Below are 25,282 nucleotides of genomic sequence, written 5' to 3' on the forward strand. Positions count from 1 at the left end.
AAGACAATAGGTATAATAATGACCGGAATCACTCAGCCGCTTGACCCCCTAAGTTTACCTCTGACGGGAGAGCGGTTGATTGAAGCCTCTGCCGGTACCGGAAAGACATTTACCATTGCGGCACTCTATCTGCGTTTGCTGCTTGGCCTGGGTGGGGAAAATGCCCATCCCCGGCCACTCTCAGTTGAAGAATTATTGGTCGTAACCTTTACTCAGGCGGCGACTGAAGAGCTCCGCGGCCGTATTCGCGCCAATATTCATGAACTGCGTATCGCCTGCGTACGTAAGCGCACTGACAATCCCTTGTTCCAAAAACTGCTCACAGAAATCCCTGACCTTCACCAGGCTGCCCAAGTTTTGCGCCTTGCAGAACAGCAAATGGACGAAGCGGCCATTTTCACTATCCATGGTTTTTGCCAGCGAATGCTCAGCCTTAATGCCTTCGAATCAGGCATGCTGTTTGAGCAACAACTCATTGAAGATGAATCACGGCTGCGTCGTAATGCCTGTGCTGACTTTTGGCGTCGCCATTGTTACCCACTTCCTAAACCGGTCGCGCAGGTTATGGCAGAGGAGTGGGCTGGCCCGGAAGAACTTCTCAGAGACATAAACAGCTGGTTGCAAGGTGAACAACCGGTACTTAAACAGCCGCCAGCTGATGATGAAACGCTACTTGCACGGCATCAGAAAATAATTAACGCCATTGAAGATGTGAAAGCGCAATGGTGTGCTTGCGCGGATGAAATTGCGCAACTCCTAAGTGTGGCGAAGATAGACCGCCGTAGTTACAGCAGTAAAAACCTACCTAATTGGCTGAATATTGTTGGCACATGGGCTCAGACAGAAACCACAACTTATAAATTGCCTGACCAACTGGAGCGTTTCTCTCAGTCGATGCTCGACGAGAAAACCAAAGAAGGCCAACCGCCGCAGCATCCTGTTTTCAGAGCGATTAACGATTTATTGGGTGAGCCGCTAACACTGCGTGATTTAGTTATCGCGCGTGCTATGGCTGAAATCCGCTATACCGTGCAGCAAGAAAAACGCCGTCGCGGTGAGCTGGGTTTCGACGATATGTTGACCCGGCTGGATGAAGCTCTGCATAAGCCGGGTGGCGACGCCCTGGCAGCCGCCATTCGTGGGCGTTTCCCGGCGGCAATGATAGATGAATTCCAGGATACCGATCCTCAGCAATATCGCATCTTCAGGCGGCTGTACATCAACCAGCCGGGTACTGCGTTATTGCTTATTGGTGACCCGAAACAGGCGATTTATGCGTTCCGCGGGGCGGATATTTTTACCTACATGAAAGCTCGTCATGAGGTAAGTGCCCACTACACGCTGGACACTAACTGGCGTTCATCCCCTGCAATGATAAACAGCGTGAATACTCTGTTTCAGCAACTGAGTAACCCTTTCTTATTCCAGCAAATCCCATTCTTAGCGGTCAAAGCGGCTGAGAAAAACAGTGGACTGCGTTTTACTTTCAAAGGGAAGAACCAGGCGGCTATGTCGCTCTGGGCACAGTCGGGTGACGGTTGCGGTGTGAGTGATTACCAACAAATCATGGCCATGCAGTGTGCGCAGCAGATTCGAGACTGGCTGACTGCCGGGCAGCGCGGTGAGGCTCTATTGTGGAAAGGTGAGGTATCTCGCCCGGTACAGTCATCAGACATCACTATTTTGGTTCGTAGTCGCGGTGAAGCTTCAATTGTTCGGGAGGCTTTGAGCGCGCTCAATATTCCCTCTGTTTACCTTTCAAATCGTGACTCGGTTTTTGCAACGCCTGAAGCGCGAGAGATTTTGTGGATCCTGCAGGCTGTACTTGCCCCTGAAATTGAAACAGCACTGAGAAGTGCGGTTGCGACCAGTATGCTTGGCCTTGATGCGCAAATGATTGAGGCGCTGAATAACGATGAAAATGCCTGGGATCAGTTGGTTGAAGAGTTTTCTGAATATCGCCAAACCTGGCTGCGCCGGGGCGTCATGCCGATGCTGCGGGCGCTGATTGCTCGTCGGCAGGTTGCTGAAAACTTGTTGGCAACGCCGGGAGGTGAAAGGCGTCTTACCGACATTTTACACATCAGCGAATTGCTACAAGAAGAAGCAGCGCAAACTGACAGTGAACATGCTCTGGTTCGATGGTTGGCACAGCAGGTCGCAGAACCTGATAGCAACGCCTACAGCCAACAATTACGTCTCGAAAGCGACAAGCATTTGGTTCAGGTTGTCACTATCCATAAATCAAAAGGGCTTGAGTACCCATTGGTCTGGTTGCCATTCATCGCCAACTATCGGGCGCAAAACAGTGGTCTGTACCATGACCGTTCAACATTCTCGCCGTTGCTGGATTTAAGCGACGATGAAGAAAGCCTGAGCCTTGCGGAAGAAGAGCGCCTGGCAGAGGATTTACGTTTGCTGTACGTGGCTCTGACTCGTTCAATCTGGCATTGCAGCCTGGGTGTCGCTCCGTTATTTAAAGGGAACCGAGCCAAAAAAGGGGCCAGCGATCTGCATCTGGGCGCGTTGGGGTATCTGCTGCAAAAAGGTGAAGCGAAAGATGCTGCCGGTTTACAGGCATGTTTGCAGGAACTGGTCAGTGAGTCGATTAGCGTCGAAGAACCTCACTCGGAAGACTATAGCCCGTGGCAGCCTGTCAGTACCGCAATCCCGGAACTGAGTGCCAGAGTGATGAAAAGGCAGGTTGCTGATAATTGGCGCGTGACCAGTTATTCCGGATTGCAGCAGCATGGCAGCAGCCAGGTACTGGATCTATTACCTCGATTAGATGTGGACGCTGCAGGTGTAGCGCCAGTGCAAAGTGAGCCATCACTAACTCCGCATAGCTTCCCACGCGGTGCGGGGCCGGGCACATTTTTGCATAGCTTATTCGAAGGCATTGATTTTACTCAGCCGATTGACGATATATGGGTTGCAAAGCAACTCACAGAGCAAGGTTTTGCTGAAGAGTGGCTACCCGTGTTAACGCAGTGGTTAAAGGCCATTTTGCAGGTTCCGCTCAATGATTCGGGCGTGTCGCTTAACCAGTTAACGCCACAGGAAAAACAGGTCGAGCTGGAATTTTATCTGCCAATTGAAAGTGATTTGCAGGCTGCGCATCTGGATAAGCTGGTGCGGGAATACGATCCGCTCTCTGCGGGCTGCCCTCCGCTGAATTTCAAACAAGTGCGTGGCATGTTGAAAGGGTTTATTGACCTGGTTTTCCGCTGGCAAGAGCGTTACTACCTGCTGGATTATAAATCCAACTGGCTGGGTGAAGACAGCAGTGCTTATACCCAGGAAGCGATGGCGGGTGCGATGCAATCCCATCGTTACGACCTGCAATATCAGTTATATACGTTGGCTCTGCACCGCTATTTGCGCCACCGTATGCCTGACTACGATTACCAAAGGCATTTTGGTGGTGTTATTTATCTGTTTTTACGGGGTGTTGAAAGCAATGGCTCGTCCCAGGGAATATTTACAACACGCCCTTCTGTACAATTAATTGAGCAGATGGACGCATTGTTTGCCGGGCAAACGGACGAGGTTACGCCATGAAAATGTCTGAGTTGCTACAGCAGGCAGTCGAGCAAAAATTGTTGCGCGCATTGGATGCACAATTCGCCATGATGATTTCCAGTGACGAGCAGCCCGCAGTCATGCTGGCAGCGGCACTTGTCAGCCACGATGCGGGTGAAGGGCATGTGTGTATCCCACTTTCGCGTTTAAAGCCGGAGTTCTGTTTTGCCGGGCGGCAACCTGATTTTGCTGAGCAACTTTTCGCTGTGATTGGTATCAACGCCAATTGGTACGAGCTGCTATTGGCATCTGATGCGGTAAGTGAGTATGAAGGGGCAACACCGCTGAAATTAATTGGCGAGCGCTTGTACCTCAACCGGATGTGGCAAAACGAACAGTCTGTCGCGCGGTTTTTTGGTGAAGAGAACTGCGTAATCCCACTTGATGAAACGCAGATTATCCGTGTATTAAATCAACTCTTTGAGCCAACAGCCGATATCGACTGGCAAAAGGTTGCTGCGGCCGTGGCACTGACACGACGTATTTCAGTGATTTCTGGTGGGCCAGGAACCGGGAAAACCACTACGGTGGCCAAATTGCTCGCAGCACTGGTTCAGCTGTCGGACGCAAAACCTTTGCGTATCCAACTGGCGGCTCCAACAGGTAAAGCTGCTGCACGTTTAACCGAATCCTTAGGTTCCGCTCTACGGCGTTTGCCGTTGGATGATGCGCAAAAAGCCTCGTTGCCTAGCGATGCTTGTACCTTGCACCGCTTATTGGGCGCACAACCTAACAGCCAACGTCTGCGATATCACGCAGGGAACCCATTGCATCTTGATGTGCTGGTGGTAGATGAAGCCTCAATGGTGGATTTGCCAATGATGGCAAAGCTGATTCATGCGTTGCCAGCACACGCGCGGATCATTTTCTTAGGCGACCGCGATCAACTGGCATCGGTGGAAGCGGGGGCTGTGCTCGGGGATATTTGCCATTATGTAACACACGGATATTCTCCTGTTCGTGCGGCCGAATTAAGTCGACTGACGGGTTACTCACTGGTAACAGGTGAAGGAACAGAAGCCAGTGTGCTGCGTGACGGGCTTTGCTTGCTGCAAAAAAGCTACCGTTTTGATAGCAAATCAGGGATTGGGCAGTTGGCCTATGCTGTTAATGCAAGCGATGTGAAACAGGCTAAAGTGGTGTTTGCTAAAGGTTTTGGCGATATCACAAAGCAGCCATTGTGCGAAACTAAAGACTACGCGTTGATGATTGCTGATGCAGTGGATGGGTATCGGCCGTATCTGGAGTTAATACGCAATCACGCAGAACCTGCAGCTATTATTGAAGCTTTCGGGCGTTATCAGTTGTTGTGTGCATTACGTGATGGCCCGTTTGGCGTCAGTGGCCTGAACAATAGAATCGAACTCGCGCTGATTCAAAAAAGGCTCATTGAGCGGCCAAATCAGGCCGCTTCAAGATGGTATAACGGCAGGCCAATTATGGTTTCGCGTAACGACAGCTCGTTAGGCCTATTCAACGGTGATATTGGTATCGCGTTAGACAGAGGCGAGGGGCTACGCGTCTGGTTCCCGATGCCGGATGGCACAATAAAATCAGTGCAGCCGAGCCGTTTACCAGGGCATGACACCGCCTATGCTATGACGGTGCACAAATCCCAGGGGTCGGAATTTGATCACGCCGCCCTTGTTCTGCCAAATCAGTATACCGCTGTGGTTACGCGTGAACTGGTCTATACCGCCATCACTCGTGCTCGAAGCAGGCTATCTTTGTATGCCGATGATCGGGTTCTGGAAAAGGCAATTGTGACGAAGACAGAAAGACGCAGCGGATTGATGGAGAGTTTTAGCTAGCCCTGGAAAGGGCTAGCTTATTGGTTAGGCTAAATCCGCCATCAGCACTTTCGAACGGCGTTGATAGTTGTACATCTCTTTTTTACTTTCAGGCAGCAGCTCAACATCGACCGGCATAAATCCGCGTTCCTGGAACCAGTGAATGCTACGGGTGGTCAGCACGAACAGCTTGCTCAGTCCCATTTGGCGGGCTTGCGTGGCAATACGTTGCAGCAGCACTTCACCGCGCGATGAACTGCGATAGTCAGGGTGAACTGCTACGCAGGCCATTTCGCCAATCCCTTCTTCAAGGAATGGATAGAGTGCTGCACAGGCGATAGTCAGATTGTCGCGCTGAATAATGGTGAACTTGTCGATCTCCATTTCCAGTTGCTCACGCGAGCGGCGTACCAGAATCCCTTGTTGTTCAAGAGGGCGAATCAACTCCAGAATACCGCCGATATCGTTAATGGTAGCGCGACGAATTTGCTCCGCACTCTCCATAACAATTTGTGTACCGATCCCGTCGCGGGAGAAAAGCTCCTGCAACAGTGCGCCATCTTCCTGGTAACTAATTAAATGGCTGCGACGCACACCGCTACGACAGGCTTTCAAAGCACCCCGTAAGAAACGCACGGTGCCGGAGTGGTAATCACCGGCTTCTTCGAGTTCTTCAATACGTTTTTGCGCATCGTTAGGGAACAGTTCGGAGACAATATTGCCGTTGTCGTCGATAACACCCTGAGAAGAGCAGAAGCCAATCATTTTTTCGGCTTTCAGTTTGACTGCCAGTTGGGTGGCAATCTCTTCTGAAGTGAGGTTGAAACTTTCACCCGTGACCGATACCGCAACCGGGCCCATCAGCACGATTGCACCGTTATCAAGCTGGCGGTGAATAGCTTCTTCGTCGATACGACGCACGCGTCCGCTGTGGCAGTAATCCACGCCATCATCCACGCCCAATGGCTGCGCGATAATAAAGTTACCGCTGACCACGTTGATATGTGCGCCCTGCAAAGGCGTGTTGCCAAGGCTCATGGACAAACGCGCGGTAATATCCAGCTGCAATAAACCGGCCGCTTGCTTTACCAGCTCCAGCGTTTTTGCATCCGTAACACGCGTATGTTTATGATAGATAGGCTCATGATTATGCGAAGCCAGATTGGCATCAATCTGTGGGCGTGCGCCGTACACCACCACCAGACGAATCCCCAAGCTGTGCAGCAGCCCAATATCATTAACGATACTGGAAAAGTTCTCGTGTTCGATGGCTTCGCCGCCAAGCATAATGACAAACGTTTTTCCCCGATGGGCATTTATATAGGGAACAGAATGGCGGAATCCCTGTACCAGTTCGGTTCTACGTTCCTTCACCACGGCCAGACCTCATTGCATGATTATTCGTAATTTCTGTATTTTTATTCTTTTATTGCCTCCGGTGCAAGCGGCAATTTCCACAAAGCGAATATTTCTGAATTCAGCCTGCCAGGTGCTTGATTGCGAATGTTTACCCTTTAATGAGTGACAGCCCGGGCCTGTTTCGTTAAAGTTTTCGGCTCAAAAAATAAAATTGATTATTCGATTCCCGGAAATACACCGCTCAGGAGAGCTATGTCAGATTCCAGTCCATTAATAACTCGGCGCCGGTTGCTCCAGGGAGCAGGTGCTATGTGGCTTTTGAGTGTCAGCCAGGTCGGTCTTGCAGCTTCAAGCCTGGTCGTTGCGGTGCGTGTCTGGCCCGCTTCGTCTTACACTCGTGTCACGCTGGAATCGAACAAAGAGCTTAAATATAAGCAGTTCGCATTGAGCAACCCGGATCGCGTCGTTGTCGACATCGAAGGTGTGAATTTAAATTCAGTATTGAAAGGCATTGGTGGCCAGATTCGTGCTGACGATCCCTTCATCAAATCTGCGCGTGTCGGGCAGTTTGACCCGCAAACCGTGCGCATGGTTTTTGAACTCAAACAGAACGTCACACCACATCTGTTTGGACTGGCCCCGGTAGCTGAATTTAAAGAGCGTCTAGTGATGGATTTGTATCCAGCGAATATGAATAGCGAGCAAGATCCGCTGTTGGCATTGCTGGAAGATTACAACAACGGCAAGCTGGATAAAGACAAGCCGCCGTCGCCAGAACAAGGGCCGCAACCGGGTAAAGCCGGGCGTGACCGGCCAATTGTTATCATGCTAGATCCCGGCCACGGTGGGGAAGATCCCGGTGCGATTGGGCCGAACAAAACGCGCGAAAAAGATATCGTTCTGCAGATTGCTCGCCGCCTGAAAGCGCTGATTGATAAAGAAGCGAATATGAAAGCCTACATGACCCGCAATGAGGATGTGTTTATCCCGTTAAAAGTCAGGGTCGCGAAGGCACAGAAGCAGCGTGCCGATCTGTTTGTTTCTATTCATGCTGATGCGTTTACCACGGGGGCTGCTCGCGGATCCTCCGTTTTTGCGCTCTCAACCAAAGGCGCGACCAGTACCGCCGCTAAATTCCTCGCCCAAACGCAAAACGCCGCCGACTTAATCGGTGGCGTCAGTAAGAGTGGCGATCGTTACCTCGACCATACGATGTTTGATATGGTGCAGTCGTTGACCATCAACGATAGCCTTAAGTTCGGCAAAGAAGTGCTGGCCCGGTTAGGGAAGGTGAACAAACTGCATAAAAACAGCGTCGATCAGGCGGGGTTTGCGGTTCTGAAAGCTCCGGATATTCCATCCATTCTGGTAGAAACTGCCTTTTTGAGTAATGTTGAGGAAGAGCGCAAGCTGCGAACCGCGACATTCCAGCAGGAAGTGGCCGAGTCTATTCTGGCAGGTATAAAGGCTTATTTTGCGGATAGTGCGCGATTAGCGCGGCTCGGTTAATCCCCGTCATACTTCGAGCCGCGGCTGAGTTGGCTGCGCTCGAATTATTTAGAGGATAGTAGAACTGTGTGAGCGAATTGCAGATACAAAAAAAGCACTCCTGAGAGTGCTTTTAATATTGGTTGCGGGGGCCAGATTTGAACTGACGACCTTCGGGTTATGAGCCCGACGAGCTACCAGGCTGCTCCACCCCGCGTCCGTAAACTTCTTTAGTACCCAAATGACTTTCATCATTGCGCGAAACTCAGCGACTTAGTTGGTTGCGGGGGCCAGATTTGAACTGACGACCTTCGGGTTATGAGCCCGACGAGCTACCAGGCTGCTCCACCCCGCGTCCGTATAACTATTTACTGCTAATGGTTTTCACCACTGCGCTAAACTCAGCGACTTTGTAGTTGGTTGCGGGGGCCAGATTTGAACTGACGACCTTCGGGTTATGAGCCCGACGAGCTACCAGGCTGCTCCACCCCGCGTCCGTATAACTACTTACTGCAAATGGTTTTCACCACCGCGCTAAACTCAGCGACTTTTTAATTGGTTGCGGGGGCCAGATTTGAACTGACGACCTTCGGGTTATGAGCCCGACGAGCTACCAGGCTGCTCCACCCCGCGTCCGTGGAAGCGCACTATACTCTGCCCGGCTTTTGATGCAACCTTTTTTTAATAAATGCCCGATTTGTCACATGTAGCTGATAATAATTTACTTTAAGTACAGATAGTGAACACATCTGGTCTGTGTGGGGTCCAACACGTTTAATTCTTGCCTGGTGTTTGCTATCTTCCCGTGGCTGCATACTTGAAGTATCCCGGGCCAGGCGCGAAATATAATCAGGGCGAGGAAGTAATGATAGGACGTTGGACGAAGTACATTGTAACTGGGGTAATGGTTGCCATTCTGGCGGGCTGTTCCTCAAAACCGACAGATAAAGGCCAGCAATATAAGGACGGGAAGTTTTCTCAGCCTTTTTCACTCGTCAACCGCCCCGATGCGGTGGGTGCACCGATTAACGGTGGCGACTTTGCTGAACAAGTTAACCAGATTCGTTCTGCGTCTCCGCGCCTCTATAATAGCAAGAGCGATGTTTACGGTGCCGTGCAGCAGTGGCTACGTGCCGGTGGCGACACCAGCAAGCTAAGCCAGTACGGTATTGATGCCTGGCAGATGGAGGGTGCAGACAACTACGGTAACGTGCAATTCACCGGCTACTACACACCTGTGGTACAGGCGCGTTACACCCGCCAGGGCGAGTTCCAGTATCCTATCTACCGTATGCCGCCAAAGCGTGGGCGCTTACCGTCTCGTGCTGAGATCTACAGTGGTGCTTTGAGCGACAGCTATATCATTGCTTACAGCAACTCCTTAATGGATAACTTCATTATGGATGTGCAGGGTAGCGGCTATATCGATTTCGGCGACGGCCAGCCATTAACCTTCTTTGGTTACTCGGGTAAGAACGGCCACGCCTACCGCAGTATCGGCAAGGTGCTCATCGACCGCGGTGAAGTAAAGAAAGAAGATATGTCGATGCAGGCGATTCGCCACTGGGGAGAAACCCACAGCCCGGCGCAAGTGCAGGAACTGCTTGAGCAGAACCCCTCTTTCGTCTTCTTTAAACCAGCAAGCTTCGCGCCAGTGAAAGGGGCGAGTGCTGTGCCGTTGATTGGCCGTGCCTCTGTTGCATCTGACCGTTCTATTATTCCTGCGGGCACCACTATTCTGGCAGAAGTCCCGTTACTGGATAACAACGGCAAATTCAGCGGGCAATATGAATTGCGCGTCATGGTTGCGCTGGATGTTGGCGGTGCGATTAAAGGGCAGCACTTTGATATCTACCAGGGGATTGGGGCTGATGCCGGTCACCGTGCGGGTTGGTACAACCATTACGGTCGCGTTTGGGTGCTGAAAAATGCGCCGGGCACGACTAACAGTGTATTCACGGGTTAATCTTCCCGCAGACGGGCTGTATAATCAGCCTGTCATCTATATCTGCAATAACACCCGCAAAGATTTTCCGAGGATAACGTAATGTCTGTAGTTTTGACCGACGCCTGGCTGCAACGCTTTGGTGGTACTGCTCGTTTGTACGGCCGCGATGCTCTGCAACTGTTCGCTGATGCGCATGTTTGCGTGATTGGCATTGGTGGCGTGGGGTCGTGGGCGGCAGAAGCGCTGGCTCGTACCGGTATCGGTGCAATTACGCTTATCGACATGGACGATGTTTGTGTGACGAACACTAACCGTCAGATCCACGCTTTGAGGGCTACGGTAGGGCAGTCCAAGGCAGAAGTGATGGCGGCGCGTATCCGCGAAATTAACCCGGAGTGCCGTGTCACGGTAGTGGATGATTTTATTACCGCTGACAACACCGCGCAGCTGCTCAACCAGGGCTTTAGCTACGTGATTGATGCGATTGATAGTGTGCGCCCAAAAGCCGCCTTGATAGCTTATTGCCGGCGTTACAAGATCCCGTTGGTGACCACGGGTGGAGCGGGCGGCCAAATTGATCCGACACAGATCCAGGTGACCGATCTGGCGAAAACGATTCAGGATCCATTAGCGGCAAAACTGCGTGAAAGATTAAAAAGCGATTTTGGCGTGGTGAAGAACAGCAAAGGAAAGCTCGGAATTGATTGCGTGTTTTCCACCGAAGCGTTGGTTTATCCGCAGGCTGATGGCTCGGTATGTGGGATGAAAAGTACCGCCGAAGGCCCGAAACGCATGGATTGTGCATCCGGTTTTGGTGCGGCAACCATGGTCACCGCCAGCTTTGGTTTCGTGGCGGTGTCCCATGTATTAAAGAAAATGATGGCAAAAGCGGCGCGTAATCAGGCCTGAGCCGCAGCGCGCACGGCTTGCGCTAATGACGCAAGCCCGCTGCTGCGTGAAGCACTTAACTGGTTGCGCAGGCCAAGATCATCAAACAGAGCAAGCGGATCTTCATTCCGCAATTGTGCCGCCGTTTTCCCTTCAATGGCGGTGAGTAACACCGCCAGCAAACCCCGAACGATTCGCCCTTCGCTATCACCAAAGAAATGCAGCGTGCCATTTGCCTGAAGGTTATGACCCAACCAGACGCGGTTTTCACAGCCTGCGATTTCGATTTCATCATTTTTTAAGTCTGCGGGCAGTGCCGGAAGCTGTTTCCCTAACAGGATTAGCTGGCGGTATTTATCTTCCCACTGCTGTAACGGCGCAAATGTAGCTCGCAGGCTGTCAGCGGTGATTGAGGTGCCAAAAGGGTGACCGGCCAGGAATCCACTTGTCATTTAATCCACCAAAATTTCCAGCGCATTGTCGATGGCTTTAACCAACGCATCTACATCGCTTTGTGTATTGTACGGCGCAAAAGAGGCGCGCAGTGTCCCGCTCACCCCTAATGCTGCGAGCAACGGCTGAGCACAGTGTTGCCCGGCGCGTAGTGAAATACCGGCTTCTGCCATCAATGTGACCATGTCATTGTGGTGAACGCCCTCGAAATCGAACGCCAGTAGGCTTGAGTCCTGGCAGCGGAAACTGCGAAAACCAGAGCGCTTAGCCAGCTGCGCTTCCGCTAGTGTTGCAAGCCCCCGGCTATAAGTTTCTGCTTCTGTTAAATCAACCGTTTCAAGCCACTCGAGTGCTGCACTCAGGCCAATCACTCCCGCCACATTTGGCGTACCGGCTTCAAAGCGATACGGCACCGGCTGCGTTTTAAACCCTTCAAACGAGACATGGGTGATCATCTTGCCGCCGCCAAGCCATGGCGACATTTCTTCTAACAGCTCGCTTTTACCGTATAGCGCACCGATGCCGGTTGGGCCATAAAGTTTGTGGGCAGAGAAGGCATAAAAATCGATATCCAGCGCTTGTACGTCAGGCGGGCAATGCACCACGCCTTGTGCGCCATCGACCATGACTACGGCACCCGCGGCATGAGCCAGCGTGATGGCCTTAACCAGGTCCGGGCAGCCGCCTGTGACGTTGGACATCTGCCCTAATGCCAGAATTTTGGTCCGCTCATTGAGTAACTCTGGCAGTTTGCTTAAATCAGCGAGGTAATCTTTGCCAAGCGGCAACTTAATGACCTTCGCACCCGTTTGCTCGGCAACCATTAACCATGGCACAAAGTTAGCGTGGTGTTCGGCTTCGCTAACAATAATTTCATCACCAGGTTGCAGGCGAGGGCGTGCATAACACTGTGCTACCAGGTTTATCGCTTCGGTTGTGCCACGCGTCCAGACAATATCTTTGCCTGAAGGAGCGTTGAGTAGAGCCGCGACGCTGTCACGGGCGGCTTCATAGCGTTCTGTAAGGCGCTGTGCCGCCGCAAACTGGCTGCGATGAACATTACCGGCGCTAAGGCTATAAAACTGCTCAGTCGCTTCAATAACGGCAAGGGGCTTGAGTGTGGTAGCGGCGCTATCGAGATAAACACCGGCATCTGCGAGTGCCGGAAACTGGCTGCGAAACTGGGCAGGATTAAAAGTTTTCATGATTTTCCTCGTATCCAATCCGTAGATCGTGGCGCATTTGCTTTAATCACACAAGGGATCAATGACCTTCGGAATAATCTGCATAAATCTGCATAAACTGGCAAGCTCGTGAAAGAGAGTTATGCTAATTAATGTTAGGTGAGTATTTCACCCACTAAATTTTTTACAGTTAATCAGCATTAAACGCTACTAAGGAGAAGAATATGAACAAGGCAGCCGCAGCAGTATTTGTAGGTGTTATGGCTTTTGGTCTTTCAGGATGTTCTAGCCCGAATTACGTAATGCACACCAACGATGGCCGTACCATTGTGTCCGATGGCAAACCGAAAACTGATGATGAAACCGGGATGATTTCGTATAAAGATGCCAACGGCAACAAGCAGCAGATTAATCGTACTGATGTGAAAGAGATGGTTGAACTGGATCAGTAATCTTTTTGCTCGAATTGCAGTTGTTCAAACTACAGGCAAAAAAAGCACCGCAATTTGCGGTGCTACATTAATCACTATGGACAGACAGGGTAAATGTACAGGAAGTGAAAAAGGGGTAGCTTAGCTACCGGGGTCTGGAATGCCAGACCAATTGCAAACACAACAACACAACATCACAACCGTAAGCCAAAAGCCCTCCGAAACACGCATTTCAGATAACTTTTCGTTCCGGCTCAGGAAGTGACGCCACTATAGGTATTTGCTGGTGCATCCTCAACGGACAATTTATAATGGCTCAGATAAAAAAACTAATAGGTTAACTAAGTTCGCCTGTTTGTTAATAGACTTTAACATTTAAGCCAATCAACTATGTCCAAGCGTTTGCCACCTTTAAATGCCTTACGTGTATTTGACGCCGCTGCTCGTCACCTGAGTTTTACTAAAGCGGCTGATGAATTATTCGTGACACAGGCCGCCGTGAGCCACCAGATTAAGTCTCTGGAGGATTTTCTGGGTCTTAAGCTGTTCCGCCGTCGCAACCGTTCTTTGTTGCTGACAGAAGAGGGGCAGAGTTATTATCTGGACATCAAAGAGATATTTACGCAACTGACAGAAGCAACGCGTAAGCTTCAGGCGCGTAGTGCTAAAGGTGCGTTAACGGTCAGTTTACTGCCAAGTTTTGCCATTCACTGGCTTGTGCCACGCCTAACTAGCTTTAATACAGCTTATCCGGGAATCGACGTACGAATTCAGGCTGTTGACCGTCAGGAAGATAAACTTTCTGATGATGTCGACGTCGCGATTTTTTACGGGCGTGGAAACTGGCCGGGTTTGCGAGTGGAAAAGCTTTATGCAGAATATTTGCTGCCGGTCTGCTCGCCTTTGCTGTTAACGGGCGATAAACCAATCAAAACTCCTGAAGATTTAGCCCATCATACTTTGCTGCATGATGCTTCTCGTCGTGACTGGCAGACCTATACTCGTCAATTAGGCGTAAGCCATATTAATGTGCAGCAAGGCCCTATCTTCAGCCACAGTGCGATGGTGTTACAGGCTGCGATTCACGGGCAAGGCATTGCGCTGGCGAATAATGTTATGGCGCAATCAGAGCTTGAAGCGGGCCGCTTAGTTTGCCCATTCAACGATGTTCTGGTGAGTAAAAACGCGTTTTATCTTGTTTGTCATGACAGCCAGGCAGAACTGGGTAAAATAGCGGCCTTCAGGCAGTGGATTCTGGCGAAAACAGCGAGCGAACAAGAAAAATTCCGTTTTCGCTACGATCAATAAGCAAACCATCGCGTAGCCATGCCGCTACGCCTTACTTTAGGGTTACACCATGACCAGCCGTTTCATGCTGATTTTTACCGCAATTAGCGGTTTTATCTTTGTTGCTCTCGGGGCCTTCGGGGCTCACATTTTGAGCAAAACGCTTGGTGTTGTGGAGATGGGCTGGATTCAAACCGGCCTTGAATATCAGGCTTTTCACACATTAGCGATTTTTGGTCTGGCGGTTGCTATGCAGCGTCGGATCAGCATCTGGTTTTACTGGAGCAGCGTATTTATGGCGCTCGGTACAGTTCTATTTAGCGGCAGCCTTTATTGTCTGGCGCTGTCTCATTTACGCCTTTGGGCGTTTGTTACCCCGTCGGTGGAATCAGTTTTCTGGCCGGTTGGATATTGATGTTGATTGGTGCAATGCGCCTGAAACGTAGGGGCGTAAGCCATGAATAAAGTTATTTTGTATTGCCGACAAGGCTTTGAGAAAGAGTGCGCGGCGGAGATTACCGATAAAGCCAGTCAACGCGACATTTTTGGTTTTGCTCGTGTTAAAGAAAACAGCGGTTATGTTATTTACGAATGTTATCAGCAAGATGACGCCGATAAGCTGGCGCGTGAGCTGCCATTTAAAGATTTGATCTTTGCTCGTCAGATGATTGTTGCCGGTGAACTGCTTAAAGATCTTCCAACCGACGATCGTATTACACCAATCACTGGAATGCTGACTGGTGTCGTGGAAAAAGGCGGCGATCTGCGCGTTGAAGTTGCCGACACCAATGAAAGCAAAGAACTGATGAAGTTCTGCCGTAAGTTAACGGTGCCATTGCGTGCGAGCCTGCGTGAAGCGGGGATTCTCACCAATTACGAAACGCCAAAACGCCCGGTTGTGCATGTGTTCTTTATCGCGCCAGGCTGTTGTTATACCGGCTATTCCTATAGCAACAATAACTCGCCTTTCTATATGGGCATCCAACGTCTGAAATTGCCTTCGGAGGCGCCAAGCCGTTCAACCTTGAAACTGGAAGAGGCTTTCCATACTTTCATTCCGGCTGATGAGTGGGACGAACGTCTGGCAAACGGGATGCATGCCGTTGACCTTGGAGCCTGTCCAGGCGGTTGGACTTACCAATTAACGCAACGCAACATGTGGGTTTGTTCTGTTGATAATGGTCCGATGGCGCAAAGCCTTATGGATACAGGGCAAGTGACCTGGTTGCAGGAAGATGGTTTCAAATATAAGCCAAGCCGCAACAACATCTCCTGGATGGTTTGTGACATGGTTGAGAAACCGGCGAAAGTGGCAAATCTGATGGCTACGTGGTTAATTAATGGCTGGTGCCGTGAAACCATTTTCAACCTCAAGCTGCCAATGAAGAAGCGCTATGAAGAAGTGTCGCAAAACCTGGCATTGATTCATGAAAAACTGGCGGAACATGGTATCAGCGCTGAGATTCAGGCTCGCCAGTTGTACCACGACCGTGAAGAAGTAACCGTACACGTGCGCCGTATGTGGGCGGCTGTCGGTGGTCGTCGCGACGAAAGATAATAAATTCGCCCCTCATCCCAACCCTCTCCTGATGGAGGGGGCTATGGTGGGGGTGTCCCACCCGGCAAGCGTAACTGCTGTAAATTCCCGTCAAGCACCAAATCTGTTTGTAGCTGCGCAACCTGGCGGCTAATAAACGCTATTTCCCGATGCTGCTCTAATTTCTTACGCCATTTTTCTGGCACTTCATCCAGCCTTTCGTACAGCGCTTCCAGTGTGGAAAATTGATTGATTAGCTGCGTGGCACTTTTCGGTCCAATACCCGGAACGCCGGAAATTTTGCTGCTGCTTATCCCTGCAAGTCCCCAAAAATCAGCCAGCTGTTCAGGCTGAACGCCATATTCCTGTGCAATAAAAGGCGCATCTAACCAGCGCTTTTGAAAATAATCACGGATTTGAATCGTGGGCGCTAATAGTTGGCAAAAACCTTTATCGGTCGAAACGATGGTGGCGCGATGCCCACCGGCTGCTATTTTTACTGCAAGAGTTGCCGCCAGGTCATCTGCTTCATTTCCCTGAGAATGCCAACAAGCCACACCTCTTTTAGCGAAGGCTTCCCGCAAGAGTGGCATTTCTTGGTGCAAGGTATCTGGCATTGGTGCGCGCCCCGCTTTATAGTCAGGCAAGACCTGATGTCGCCAACCTTCACGACGGTCTTCGTCGTCAAACACGGCGACCGCATGCGTAGGCTGACTGTGTGTTATCAGCGCATCAAGGGCATGCAGACAAGTTTCAACGCAGGGTGATCCCTGGACCGCATGAATACGACGTATCAGGTTCAGGGCGTCAACGATAAGTAAATGAATCATCATGAGTATTTCGCTTTCGACATTTGCTTTGTACACACTAACATTTCTGTAGAGTGACCGCGAATTCGGCAAGCGCAATCAGGAAAGCGGCTCGCAATAAAAGTCGTATTTATTGATCTGAAAATGCATTGCTAACTAGTTAGGTTGCTATGTATATTTTTAATAAATAGAAAAACCAGAGACAACAACATGAGTAATAGTTCACACCTCGCACATCGTATTCAGGCTCTACAACCGTCAGCAATCAGAGAATTATTGAAGCACAGCAAAATGCCTGGCGTGATTTCGCTCGCCGGAGGCATTCCTTCCAGCGAATTGTTTGATACCGAAGGGCTAGGTGTCGCGACTCAAAAAGTGGTCGCTGAGAATTTTAACGATGCTTTCCAATATGGTTTGACTGAAGGCAATGTTGAATTACGTCATCAGCTAGTTGGATTGTGTCAGGAACGCGGCATTACCACTACGCCTGATCAACTTCTGATCACTTCGGGTTCGCAGCAAGCATTGGATTTGCTGATGCGTGCGTTGGTGAATCCGGGTGATGTGTTTGTTGTTGAGCGCCCAACTTATCTGGCGACGCTGCAAATCCTCAACCTCAATGAAGCTAATGTGAAATCAGTGGGCAGCGACGAGCACGGTATGATCGTCGATGAACTGGAAGAATTGCTGAAGACAACACGCATTAAAGGTGTCTACATCGTTCCGACATTTGGCAACCCAAGCGGCACAACACTCAGTGCCAGCCGCCGTGAAAAACTGGTCAAACTGGCAGAAGAGCACCATTTTGTCATTGTTGAAGATGATCCGTACGGGGCTATTAGTTTCTCTGACACGCGTGAAAAAACCTTGCTGCAAGTGGCTACTGAACGTGGCAGCAAAGATAACGTAGTCTATACATCAACATTTTCTAAGATTCTGGCACCAGGGCTGCGCGTAGGTTGGATTGTTTTGCCAGAGTGGATGAAGCAAAAAGTGGCCATCATTAAACAAGCCACGGATTTGCACGCTAACTCATTTACGCAATCTCTGGTGTCGGCGTATCTGACACTTGATCGCCTGAATCCGCAAATCGAACTTATTCGTGAAGCGTATAAGAAGAAGTGTCTGAGCTTGTCGACGTTTTTACAACAGGAACTCGGTGAGCACATCACCTTCAATCAGCCGCAGGGTGGGATGTTCTTGTGGGCCGCTTTCCGCTACGAATTTGACACTACTCGTTGGTTACAGCAGACCCTGGAAAAAGGTGTCGTGTATGTACCTGGTGAGTTCTTCTTTAGTGATAATGCTGATAAGAAAACGCTACGTTTCTCTTACGCAACAGCCACTGAAGAGCAGCTTTATGAGGCCGTTCAGCGACTTAAATCTGCGCTGTAAGATGTAAAAATGGAGCCGAAAGGCTCCATTTTTGTATTAAGTATTTTAACTATTAATGTGAAAGCTCAACCACATCATCTGTTTCGCTCTTTTTAACGACCGTGCCACCCATACGTTTTGAGTACAGTGCGGTAATAATTGGCACCAGAATGGCGGTCACAATCACGCTTGCTGCAACCAGGGCTGTTGCTGATGCGGCAACTGGCTCAAATGCAGGGTTGATTTGCGCAATGATAACCGGGTTTGCCACTGCAGCTCCTGCTGCGGAAGATGCTGCAATACCCGCTGTACCGTTGCCGCCACCAATGTATTTATCAGCCAGAATCAGTGGAATACCGGTGATAATGATTACCGCGACACCCAAAAGCACACCGAGCAGACCAGTGTGCATAATCACGGTCAGGTTGATGGTGTTACCCAGCGCAAAGCCGAAGAACGGAATCAGTACTGGCGTTGCTTTGCTGAAGAAAGTACGGAAATCGTGATCAAGGTTACCCAACGCAAAACCAATCAGGAATGGCAGCACGGCACCGATAAAGTGGTGAGGTTCAAATGAAGCCAGACCTGCGGAACCCAGAATCACCATGGTCATCAGTGGGCCAGATTCCAGAGACATCAGGACAAATGCACCTGACTCTTCTTTAGTCCCGTACTGGTTCATCAGGCTCGCATACAGGCCACCGTTTGTCATGTCCATCGCAGAAACGAGGGCCAGAACCGACAAACCTGCAAACATACCTGTCTGAATACCACCTTCAGGAATAAAGGATGCTGCAATCATTGCCACAACCCAGGCAACTGCAATTTTGGTTAGTACCAGGGTGCCAGACTTGCGAAGAACCGTACCTGTAGCACGAAGATCAATTGAGGCACCAATACAGAAGAACCAGACCGCCAGAATTGGAACGGTGCCGCTTATCATCCCTTTAGTAAATGAACCAAAATAGGCGCCAGTATCTGGAGCAAAAGTATTTAAAATAGCTCCAAGTATCAATGGAACCAACATCATCCCACCAGGAATGCGTTCAATAGTAGCTTTGATCTTCATGGTAATTCCTTATGATTTTTTCATCAATTACAGCGTGTTAATGAAAAAATGACTTAACAGTTAGCGGCGAAAACCGTTTGTTTTCCCTGATTAATTAGTATGTTGGGTCAGAGATGCTATTTGCTCTTAATGGCAGTTTCATAAACGTTATAGAGCTAGTTACCACGGCCAATCTGCCAGGTAACGCTTCGTGAGATAAACTATCCACCGATTGGAACTGCACTTCAATCAAATTGAAACGATATTTCAATTTGGATCACATTATTTATTTATTCTGGTGATAAACTGTCTATGTGGTGCAGTTAAATGTAGAGCTATTGTGAATAACTCTATTTTAATTGCTAAATTATTATTAATAGTAACGGGCGTGATTTTGTTTCCGCCTCTTATTCCCAGTAAGGAAAAGTAATGGATATTCGTCAAAGCATTCATAGTGATCATGCAAAAACACTGGATACTGCCGGTCTGCGTAAAGAGTTTCTGATTGAAACTATTTTTACCGCCGATGAGTACACCATGACCTACAGCCACATTGACCGCATCATTGTTGGTGGTGTCATGCCAGTAACTCGCACTGTGAGTGTTGGCGGTGAAGTGGGCAAACAGTTAGGTGTGAGCTACTTCCTGGAACGTCGTGAGCTGGGTGTGATTAACATTGGTGGGCAGGGCACAATTACTGTCGATGGGACTTGCTACGAAATTGGCGCTCGTGATGGTCTGTATGTTGGTAAAGGTGCTAAAGAAGTGGTGTTTGCAAGCATTGATCCGGCAAACCCAGCACGCTTCTACTATAACTGCGCACCGGCTCATACTACTTACCCAACTAAGCGCGTAACGCCTGCGGATGTTTCTCCGGTTACTCTGGGCGACAGCGTTACCAGTAACCGTCGTACCATCAACAAGTACTTCGTTCCGGATGTACTGGAAACCTGCCAACTGAGCATGGGTCTGACCCAACTGGAACCCGGCAACCTGTGGAACACTATGCCTTGCCATACTCACGAACGTCGTATGGAAGTCTATTTCTACTTTGGACTTGAGCAGGATAGCTGCGTATTCCACATGATGGGCCAGCCGCAAGAAACTCGTCACATTGTGATGCAAAACGAGCAAGCTGTGATCTCACCAAGCTGGTCAATTCACTCAGGTGTGGGTACCCGTGCGTATACCTTTATCTGGGGTATGGTTGGCGAGAACCAAGTGTTTGATGATATGGACCATGTGAAAGTGGGCGACTTGCGCTAAACCCTCGTCATACTTCACGTTGCAGATGTGTTGGTTTCACTCGGTCACCCAAATCACTTACTAGAGTAAGCTCATTGGGATTCCCTTACTCACCGCCTTTCTGCAACGCGAATTATTTAGAGGGTCGCCTGGATATAAAACCGCCATTAAAAAAGGCTCTCAGATGAGAGCCTTTTTGGTATTAATCGCAGGACACTTTCATGGCCAGCCCGCCGCGAGAAGTTTCTCGATATTTGGCGTTCATGTCTTTGCCTGTTTCGTACATGGTGTCGATAACCTTATCGAGGCAGACACGAGGTTCGCTTGTACGGCGTAATGCCATACGTGCCGCATTCACCGCTTTCACCGCCGCAATAGCATTACGCTCAATGCATGGCACCTGAACTTGCCCGGCAACCGGGTCGCATGTCAGACCAAGGTTATGCTCCATGCCGATTTCCGCAGCAATACACACCTGACTTGGGCTACCACCCAACAGTTCAGCAAGACCTGCCGCGGCCATAGAACAGGCAACGCCGACCTCGCCCTGGCAACCGACTTCTGCACCTGAAATTGATGCGTTCATCTTATACAGAGAACCAATTGCACCGGCAGCGAGGAAGTATCGTGCGCAAGAGTTGGTATTAACTTCGCGAATGAATTTGTCGTAATAGGCCAAAACTGCTGGAACGATGCCGCATGCGCCGTTAGTCGGAGCTGTAACAACACGCCCACCGGCAGCATTCTCTTCGTTCACCGCCAGGGCGAACATGTTAATCCAGTCCACAACAGCCATTGGATCAGAGTTGTTCTTGTCACTGCTGACCAACATTCTGCGCAATGCTGCTGCGCGGCGTGGCACACGCATTTTGCCCGGCAGCACGCCTTCGGTGGTGATACCACGTTCGATACCGCTGCGCATCACATCCCAGATGTTTGCAAAGTGGGTGTCGATTTCAGACTGAGTGCGCAGCGCGCGTTCGTTGAGCATCATCAGGCCAGACAGGGAAAGCCCACTCTCTTTGCAATGACGCTGCAAATCCGCCGCACTTTTATAGGGATACGGCACGGTAACTTTTTGGCTATCTTCGAGGCCAAAATGCGCTTCATCAACGATAAAACCGCCGCCGATGGAGTAATAAGTTTGGCTATAGATAACCTCGCTGCCCGCAAGCGCAGTAATACGCATACCGTTTTCATGCAGTGAAAGATTATCTTCGTGGAAGTTCATGCAGCTATCGACCGGGAATTCCACTTCACGCTGGCCGTTAGCCAGTAACAGACGACCGTGAGTATTCACGTCCTGAATGAAGTGAGGGATAGCATCGATATCGACAGTGTCTGGCATGTTGCCAGCCAGTCCCATGATAATGGCGATATCAGTATGGTGGCCTTTGCCGGTGAGGGAAAGTGAACCATATACATCAACCACTACACGCGTGACGTTCTGCAAAATCCCTTGCGCGATTAAATCGTCTGCGAATTGCTTACCGGCTTTCATCGGGCCGACGGTATGGGAACTGGAAGGGCCAATACCGATTTTGAAAATATCGAATACGCTAATCATGTTGCGTCCGTTGCCTGAATAACTTAATGAAAAAACCGCCAACAGGAAGCTGGCGGTTTAGAACTGTTAGATGAACAGCGAGTATAGAGAGTAAGAGATAGCAGAAATAGCGACTAGACCCATAATCACCACAAATACATTGCTGATATGACCGCTATATTTGCGCATCGCTGGTACTTTCTGAATCGCATACATCGGCATCAGGAACAGAATCATTGCAATGATTGGGCCGCCGAGAGTTTCAATCATGCCCAGAATGCTTGGGTTCAGGGTGGCGACAATCCATGTCGATACCAGCATGAAGATTGCAGTAATGCGGTTCAGCTTACTAATTTCGATGCTCTTGCCTTTGCCGCGCAGGGACTTGATAACCATCCCATTGAAGCCTTCACGAGCACCTAAATAGTGGCCGAGGAAGGATTTGGTGATAGCGACGATAGCGATAATCGGTGCCATCCACGCAATCACTGGCGCATTAAAGTGGTTAGCCAGGTAAGACAGAATAGAGATGTTCTGTGCTTTTGCTTCGGCCAGGTTCTCTGGAGAAAGGCTCAGTACGCAGCTGAATACGAAGAACATCACGGTAATAACCATCATGATGTGTGCGTAGGACAGGATGCGGGAGCATTTTTTCTCTGCTTCTTCACCATACTCGTTACGTTTCGCTACAGCGAAGGCAGAGATGATTGGTGAGTGGTTAAAGGAGAACACCATTACCGGAATTGCCAGCCACAGTGTCATCCACAAACCGCTCCCGGTTGCCGGGCTTGCGCTAAATGACATGGTATCGAATGCCGCGCTGCTCCAGTTAGGGATCAGATACAGAGCCAGAACCATCAGAGCGGCAACGAATGGGAAGACCAAAATACTCATTGCTTTAACGATCATCTGCTCGCCGAAACGAACGATAGTCATCAGGCCAACGATCAGAATCAGAGATAACAGCGCGCGCGGCGGAGAAACCAGACCCAATTGGTGAGTAATAAAGCTATCAACGGTGTTGGTGATAGCAACGCTATAAACCAGCAAAATTGGGTAGATAGCAAAGAAGTAGAGCAGGGTGATTACTTTACCTGCGCCAACGCCAAAGTGCTCTTCTACAACTTCAGTAATGTCTTCGCCAGGATTTTTACCTGACAGCACGAAACGAGTCAGACCACGATGGGCAAAGAACGTCATCGGGAACGCGAGGATTGCCATAATGAACAGCGGGATCAGACCGCCTACACCGGCATTAATTGGCAAGAACAACACGCCTGCACCGATTGCTGTACCGTACAGCCCCAGCATCCACATGGTATCGGACTTGCGCCACGAACTTTTGCTCTCGACAGAGGCAATACTGCCGGTTTGAGTGGTTTCCATCTACTACTTCTCCAAAGGAACATATGATTCGAAATCTGGTTCAATCGCGATGACTTGCCATTGACTACTGAAACTTAATGCTGTTTACAGGCTATTTTATAGTAATTTTGGCCAGTGATAATCAGCGGGCGGAAAGATACATTCATGACGTCAATTCATCAGTGATCAAGATCCCAATTGTAAGAATCTACTGTTTGTATGGTTTTTTGCAGTTTTTCAGTCTGCGACTGATATTTTATGCAGTGTTTATACCCTAAAGATGATGTTTTTGTGGTTTATAAAACGAGGTTTCATTACTGGGTTGTGGTGTAATTGCCTGTATAAGCACGATTTTTAGCGAAGAGGTATACGAAAACATAAGTTTTCATGAAGAGATAAATTCTGATACCGGTAACATGTAGAAAAATGAATAAAACAGCAAAAGGGTAAAAAAGTGGGGGAAAAAAGATGGGCGGAGTGACTCCGCCCAGGTGAGTTAGGTACAGATTTCGTAGCAAGGAATATAAGCACTGCCTGGTAATTTCATACGGTGCTGGGCGACAAATCCCTGGAGGAGAACATCCATGCGTTTCATCATGTCTGCATCACCGTGGATTTTATATGGCCCGAATTTTTCAATTGCGCGGATCCCGCCTTCTTTAACGTTACCCGCAACAATCCCAGAAAATGCCCTACGCAAAGATGCAGCCAGTTGTTCTGCCGGTTGGTCTGGATACAACTTGAGATTTGCCATGTTTTCATGGGTTGGCTCAAACGGCATCTGCAAATCTGGCGCAATTCGAATCGACCAGTTGAAGCTATAAGCATCACCCGTTTCACGGCGATTCTCTTTCACTTTCGGCATAGCCTTTTTCATCTGACGGGCCACTTCAGCCGGGTCGTCAATAATGATTTGATAATGACGGCGTGCCTGCTCACCCACGGTGTTGACGATGAACTCATCGAGCACACGGAAGTAGTCAGCACTTTCTTTCGGCCCGGTCAGAATCAGTGGCAATACTTGATCATGGTTGTGAGGATTCATCAGAATGCCGAGCAGGTAAAGCAGCTCTTCCGCGGTACCTACCCCACCAGGGAAGATGATGATGCCATGCGCAATACGAACAAACGCTTCAAGGCGTTTTTCGATATCAGGCATGATAATCAGCTCATTCACTAGTGGATTCGGTGGCTCAGCGGCAATGATTGATGGCTCGGTCATACCAATAAAGCGGCTTTCTTTATAACGCTGTTGGGCATGACCTACCGCCGCACCCTTCATTGGTGCTTCCATAGCGCCAGGGCCACAGCCGGTACAAATATTGAGTTCACGCAGGCCTAGTTGTGTGCCGACGCGACGCGCATAGAGGTATTCGTTTTCGTTGATTGAGTGCCCGCCCCAGCATACGACCAGGTTTGGCGCTTCGCCGACGTGCAATGCACGGGCATTACGTAAGATAGAGAACACCATATTGGTGATATTTGCCGGTTCTTCCAGATCGAGATTCTGGAAGCGACCAGCGCTGGAAAGTTGACCGTTAACGAATAAAATATCGCGTAATACGGCAAACAAGTTAGCTTGCAAAGCCCGGATGATACGACCATCGACGAAAGCGTCTTCAGGAGGGTTAATCAGTTCGAGTTTGACACCACGTTCGCGGCGCAAAATGTTGATATCGAAGTTTTCGTAACGCGACAACAGCTCTTTACTGCTATCCGTCTGGCTTCCTGAGTTAAGTACGGCAAGTGAACAATTGCGAAACAGTTGATAAAGGTCGCTACTGGCCGTGCGCTTAAGCATGTCCACTTCCAGTTGCGACAACATATCCATTGAGCCTAGCGGGCTAATATGTGTAATCAAGTTAACTCCTTACGAAGCGTAAAGTGCCGCTCCCAATGATTACAATAGCCCTGCAATGTTCAATTTAACAACCTGAAAACAATAATC

Annotated in this window: 18 protein-coding genes, 4 tRNA genes and 1 pseudogene; 11 read left to right on the forward strand and 12 right to left on the reverse strand. The window is 49.6% G+C overall.

Annotated features, from left to right (window positions below; all coding sequences use genetic code 11):
• Positions 1-18 precede the first annotated feature (18 nt).
• A complete protein-coding gene (recB, locus tag AC0IXI_RS04390; RefSeq protein ID WP_471681978.1) occupies positions 19-3,561 on the forward strand; it encodes an exodeoxyribonuclease V subunit beta in 3,543 nt (1,180 codons plus the stop codon).
• The gene (recD, locus tag AC0IXI_RS04395) at positions 3,558-5,393 is read left to right on the forward strand and encodes an exodeoxyribonuclease V subunit alpha (RefSeq protein ID WP_471681979.1); all 1,836 of its coding nucleotides are present in this window, start codon (positions 3,558-3,560) and stop codon (positions 5,391-5,393) included. Before recB ends, recD begins: the two co-directional genes overlap by 4 nt.
• Positions 5,394-5,417: 24 nt before the next feature.
• Here the strand turns inward: recD and argA are convergent, their stop codons facing one another.
• Positions 5,418-6,749, reverse strand: coding sequence for an amino-acid N-acetyltransferase (argA, locus tag AC0IXI_RS04400; RefSeq protein ID WP_064513409.1), 1,332 nt, complete (start codon positions 6,747-6,749; stop codon positions 5,418-5,420).
• A 234-nt stretch (positions 6,750-6,983) separates the two neighbouring features.
• Between argA and amiC the strand changes: the two genes are divergently transcribed.
• The gene (gene amiC / locus AC0IXI_RS04405; protein ID WP_064560626.1) at positions 6,984-8,240 is read left to right on the forward strand and encodes an N-acetylmuramoyl-L-alanine amidase AmiC; all 1,257 of its coding nucleotides are present in this window, start codon (positions 6,984-6,986) and stop codon (positions 8,238-8,240) included.
• Between the two features lie 119 nt (positions 8,241-8,359).
• Here the strand turns inward: amiC and AC0IXI_RS04410 are convergent.
• The 4 genes from AC0IXI_RS04410 to AC0IXI_RS04425 form a co-directional block, all read right to left on the reverse strand.
• A tRNA-Met gene (locus AC0IXI_RS04410) sits at positions 8,360-8,436 on the reverse strand.
• A gap of 61 nt (positions 8,437-8,497) precedes the next feature.
• A tRNA-Met gene (locus AC0IXI_RS04415) sits at positions 8,498-8,574 on the reverse strand.
• A gap of 62 nt (positions 8,575-8,636) precedes the next feature.
• Positions 8,637-8,713, reverse strand: a tRNA-Met gene (locus AC0IXI_RS04420).
• A 62-nt stretch (positions 8,714-8,775) separates the two neighbouring features.
• Positions 8,776-8,852, reverse strand: a tRNA-Met gene (locus tag AC0IXI_RS04425).
• A gap of 232 nt (positions 8,853-9,084) precedes the next feature.
• Between AC0IXI_RS04425 and mltA the strand changes: the two genes are divergently transcribed.
• Both mltA and tcdA read left to right on the forward strand, forming a co-directional pair.
• Positions 9,085-10,185 (forward strand): murein transglycosylase A, encoded by a 1,101-nt coding sequence (mltA, locus tag AC0IXI_RS04430; protein WP_064513405.1) that lies wholly within the window; start codon positions 9,085-9,087, stop codon positions 10,183-10,185.
• Positions 10,186-10,266: 81 nt separating this feature from the next.
• Positions 10,267-11,076 carry a tRNA cyclic N6-threonylcarbamoyladenosine(37) synthase TcdA gene (gene tcdA, locus AC0IXI_RS04435; protein WP_424221663.1) on the forward strand — a complete coding sequence of 270 codons (810 nt, stop codon included), beginning with the start codon at positions 10,267-10,269 and terminating at the stop codon, positions 11,074-11,076.
• Here tcdA and csdE read toward each other — a convergent pair.
• Positions 11,067-11,507, reverse strand: coding sequence for a cysteine desulfurase sulfur acceptor subunit CsdE (gene csdE / locus AC0IXI_RS04440; protein ID WP_422569073.1), 441 nt, complete (start codon positions 11,505-11,507; stop codon positions 11,067-11,069). The genes tcdA and csdE overlap by 10 nt on opposite strands.
• Entirely contained in the window at positions 11,508-12,713 is a 1,206-nt protein-coding gene (gene csdA, locus AC0IXI_RS04445) for a cysteine desulfurase CsdA (RefSeq protein ID WP_064513398.1), read from the reverse strand.
• Positions 12,714-12,916: 203 nt separating this feature from the next.
• Between csdA and AC0IXI_RS04450 the strand changes: the two genes are divergently transcribed.
• From AC0IXI_RS04450 to rlmM, 4 genes and pseudogenes are all read left to right on the forward strand, one after another.
• Positions 12,917-13,144, forward strand: a complete 228-nt coding sequence (locus AC0IXI_RS04450) for a YgdI/YgdR family lipoprotein (RefSeq protein ID WP_034457528.1) — start codon at positions 12,917-12,919, stop codon at positions 13,142-13,144.
• A 369-nt stretch (positions 13,145-13,513) separates the two neighbouring features.
• A complete protein-coding gene (gene gcvA, locus AC0IXI_RS04455) occupies positions 13,514-14,431 on the forward strand; it encodes a glycine cleavage system transcriptional regulator GcvA (protein ID WP_064513397.1) in 918 nt (305 codons plus the stop codon).
• Positions 14,432-14,480: 49 nt separating this feature from the next.
• A pseudogene (locus AC0IXI_RS04460) lies at positions 14,481-14,875 on the forward strand (DUF423 domain-containing protein).
• Positions 14,868-15,968, forward strand: a complete 1,101-nt coding sequence (gene rlmM / locus AC0IXI_RS04465; RefSeq protein ID WP_064513393.1) for a 23S rRNA (cytidine(2498)-2'-O)-methyltransferase RlmM — start codon at positions 14,868-14,870, stop codon at positions 15,966-15,968. Before AC0IXI_RS04460 ends, rlmM begins: the two are co-directional and overlap by 8 nt.
• Positions 15,969-16,009: 41 nt before the next feature.
• Here rlmM and xni read toward each other — a convergent pair whose 3' ends face one another.
• The gene (xni, locus tag AC0IXI_RS04470; RefSeq protein ID WP_134184464.1) at positions 16,010-16,780 is read right to left on the reverse strand and encodes a flap endonuclease Xni; all 771 of its coding nucleotides are present in this window, start codon (positions 16,778-16,780) and stop codon (positions 16,010-16,012) included.
• Between the two features lie 186 nt (positions 16,781-16,966).
• Between xni and AC0IXI_RS04475 the strand changes: the two genes are divergently transcribed.
• Entirely contained in the window at positions 16,967-18,151 is a 1,185-nt protein-coding gene (locus AC0IXI_RS04475; RefSeq protein ID WP_134184462.1) for an aminotransferase-like domain-containing protein, read from the forward strand.
• Between the two features lie 52 nt (positions 18,152-18,203).
• On the opposite strand, the gene kdgT is transcribed toward AC0IXI_RS04475, so the two are convergent.
• On the reverse strand, positions 18,204-19,199 hold the full coding sequence (gene kdgT, locus AC0IXI_RS04480; protein ID WP_134184460.1) for a 2-keto-3-deoxygluconate transporter: 996 nt from the start codon (positions 19,197-19,199) through the stop codon (positions 18,204-18,206).
• A gap of 408 nt (positions 19,200-19,607) precedes the next feature.
• Between kdgT and kduI the strand changes: the two genes are divergently transcribed.
• The gene (gene kduI, locus AC0IXI_RS04485; RefSeq protein ID WP_151993272.1) at positions 19,608-20,444 is read left to right on the forward strand and encodes a 5-dehydro-4-deoxy-D-glucuronate isomerase; all 837 of its coding nucleotides are present in this window, start codon (positions 19,608-19,610) and stop codon (positions 20,442-20,444) included.
• Positions 20,445-20,625: 181 nt separating this feature from the next.
• On the opposite strand, the gene AC0IXI_RS04490 is transcribed toward kduI, so the two are convergent.
• From AC0IXI_RS04490 to ppnN, 3 genes are all read right to left on the reverse strand, one after another.
• A complete protein-coding gene (locus AC0IXI_RS04490; protein ID WP_134184455.1) occupies positions 20,626-21,990 on the reverse strand; it encodes an L-serine ammonia-lyase in 1,365 nt (454 codons plus the stop codon).
• 66 nt (positions 21,991-22,056) lie between these two features.
• On the reverse strand, positions 22,057-23,355 hold the full coding sequence (locus tag AC0IXI_RS04495) for an HAAAP family serine/threonine permease (protein ID WP_134184453.1): 1,299 nt from the start codon (positions 23,353-23,355) through the stop codon (positions 22,057-22,059).
• Between the two features lie 475 nt (positions 23,356-23,830).
• A complete protein-coding gene (gene ppnN / locus AC0IXI_RS04500) occupies positions 23,831-25,195 on the reverse strand; it encodes a nucleotide 5'-monophosphate nucleosidase PpnN (RefSeq protein ID WP_064513378.1) in 1,365 nt (454 codons plus the stop codon).
• Positions 25,196-25,282 lie beyond the last annotated feature (87 nt).

It is taken from the genome of Buttiauxella sp. AC038 (genome assembly GCF_979253565.1).

Coding starts and splice junctions, on each gene's coding strand:
- recB (WP_471681978.1), top strand. CDS start 19: ATGACCGGAATCACTCAGCCGCTTGACCCCCTAAGTTTACCTCTGACG.
- recD (WP_471681979.1), top strand. CDS start 3,558: ATGAAAATGTCTGAGTTGCTACAGCAGGCAGTCGAGCAAAAATTGTTG.
- amiC (WP_064560626.1), top strand. CDS start 6,984: ATGTCAGATTCCAGTCCATTAATAACTCGGCGCCGGTTGCTCCAGGGA.
- mltA (WP_064513405.1), top strand. CDS start 9,085: ATGATAGGACGTTGGACGAAGTACATTGTAACTGGGGTAATGGTTGCC.
- tcdA (WP_424221663.1), top strand. CDS start 10,267: ATGTCTGTAGTTTTGACCGACGCCTGGCTGCAACGCTTTGGTGGTACT.
- csdE (WP_422569073.1), bottom strand. CDS start 11,507: ATGACAAGTGGATTCCTGGCCGGTCACCCTTTTGGCACCTCAATCACC.
- csdA (WP_064513398.1), bottom strand. CDS start 12,713: ATGAAAACTTTTAATCCTGCCCAGTTTCGCAGCCAGTTTCCGGCACTC.
- AC0IXI_RS04450 (WP_034457528.1), top strand. CDS start 12,917: ATGAACAAGGCAGCCGCAGCAGTATTTGTAGGTGTTATGGCTTTTGGT.
- gcvA (WP_064513397.1), top strand. CDS start 13,514: ATGTCCAAGCGTTTGCCACCTTTAAATGCCTTACGTGTATTTGACGCC.
- rlmM (WP_064513393.1), top strand. CDS start 14,868: ATGAATAAAGTTATTTTGTATTGCCGACAAGGCTTTGAGAAAGAGTGC.
- xni (WP_134184464.1), bottom strand. CDS start 16,780: ATGATGATTCATTTACTTATCGTTGACGCCCTGAACCTGATACGTCGT.
- AC0IXI_RS04475 (WP_134184462.1), top strand. CDS start 16,967: ATGAGTAATAGTTCACACCTCGCACATCGTATTCAGGCTCTACAACCG.
- kdgT (WP_134184460.1), bottom strand. CDS start 19,199: ATGAAGATCAAAGCTACTATTGAACGCATTCCTGGTGGGATGATGTTG.
- kduI (WP_151993272.1), top strand. CDS start 19,608: ATGGATATTCGTCAAAGCATTCATAGTGATCATGCAAAAACACTGGAT.
- AC0IXI_RS04490 (WP_134184455.1), bottom strand. CDS start 21,990: ATGATTAGCGTATTCGATATTTTCAAAATCGGTATTGGCCCTTCCAGT.
- AC0IXI_RS04495 (WP_134184453.1), bottom strand. CDS start 23,355: ATGGAAACCACTCAAACCGGCAGTATTGCCTCTGTCGAGAGCAAAAGT.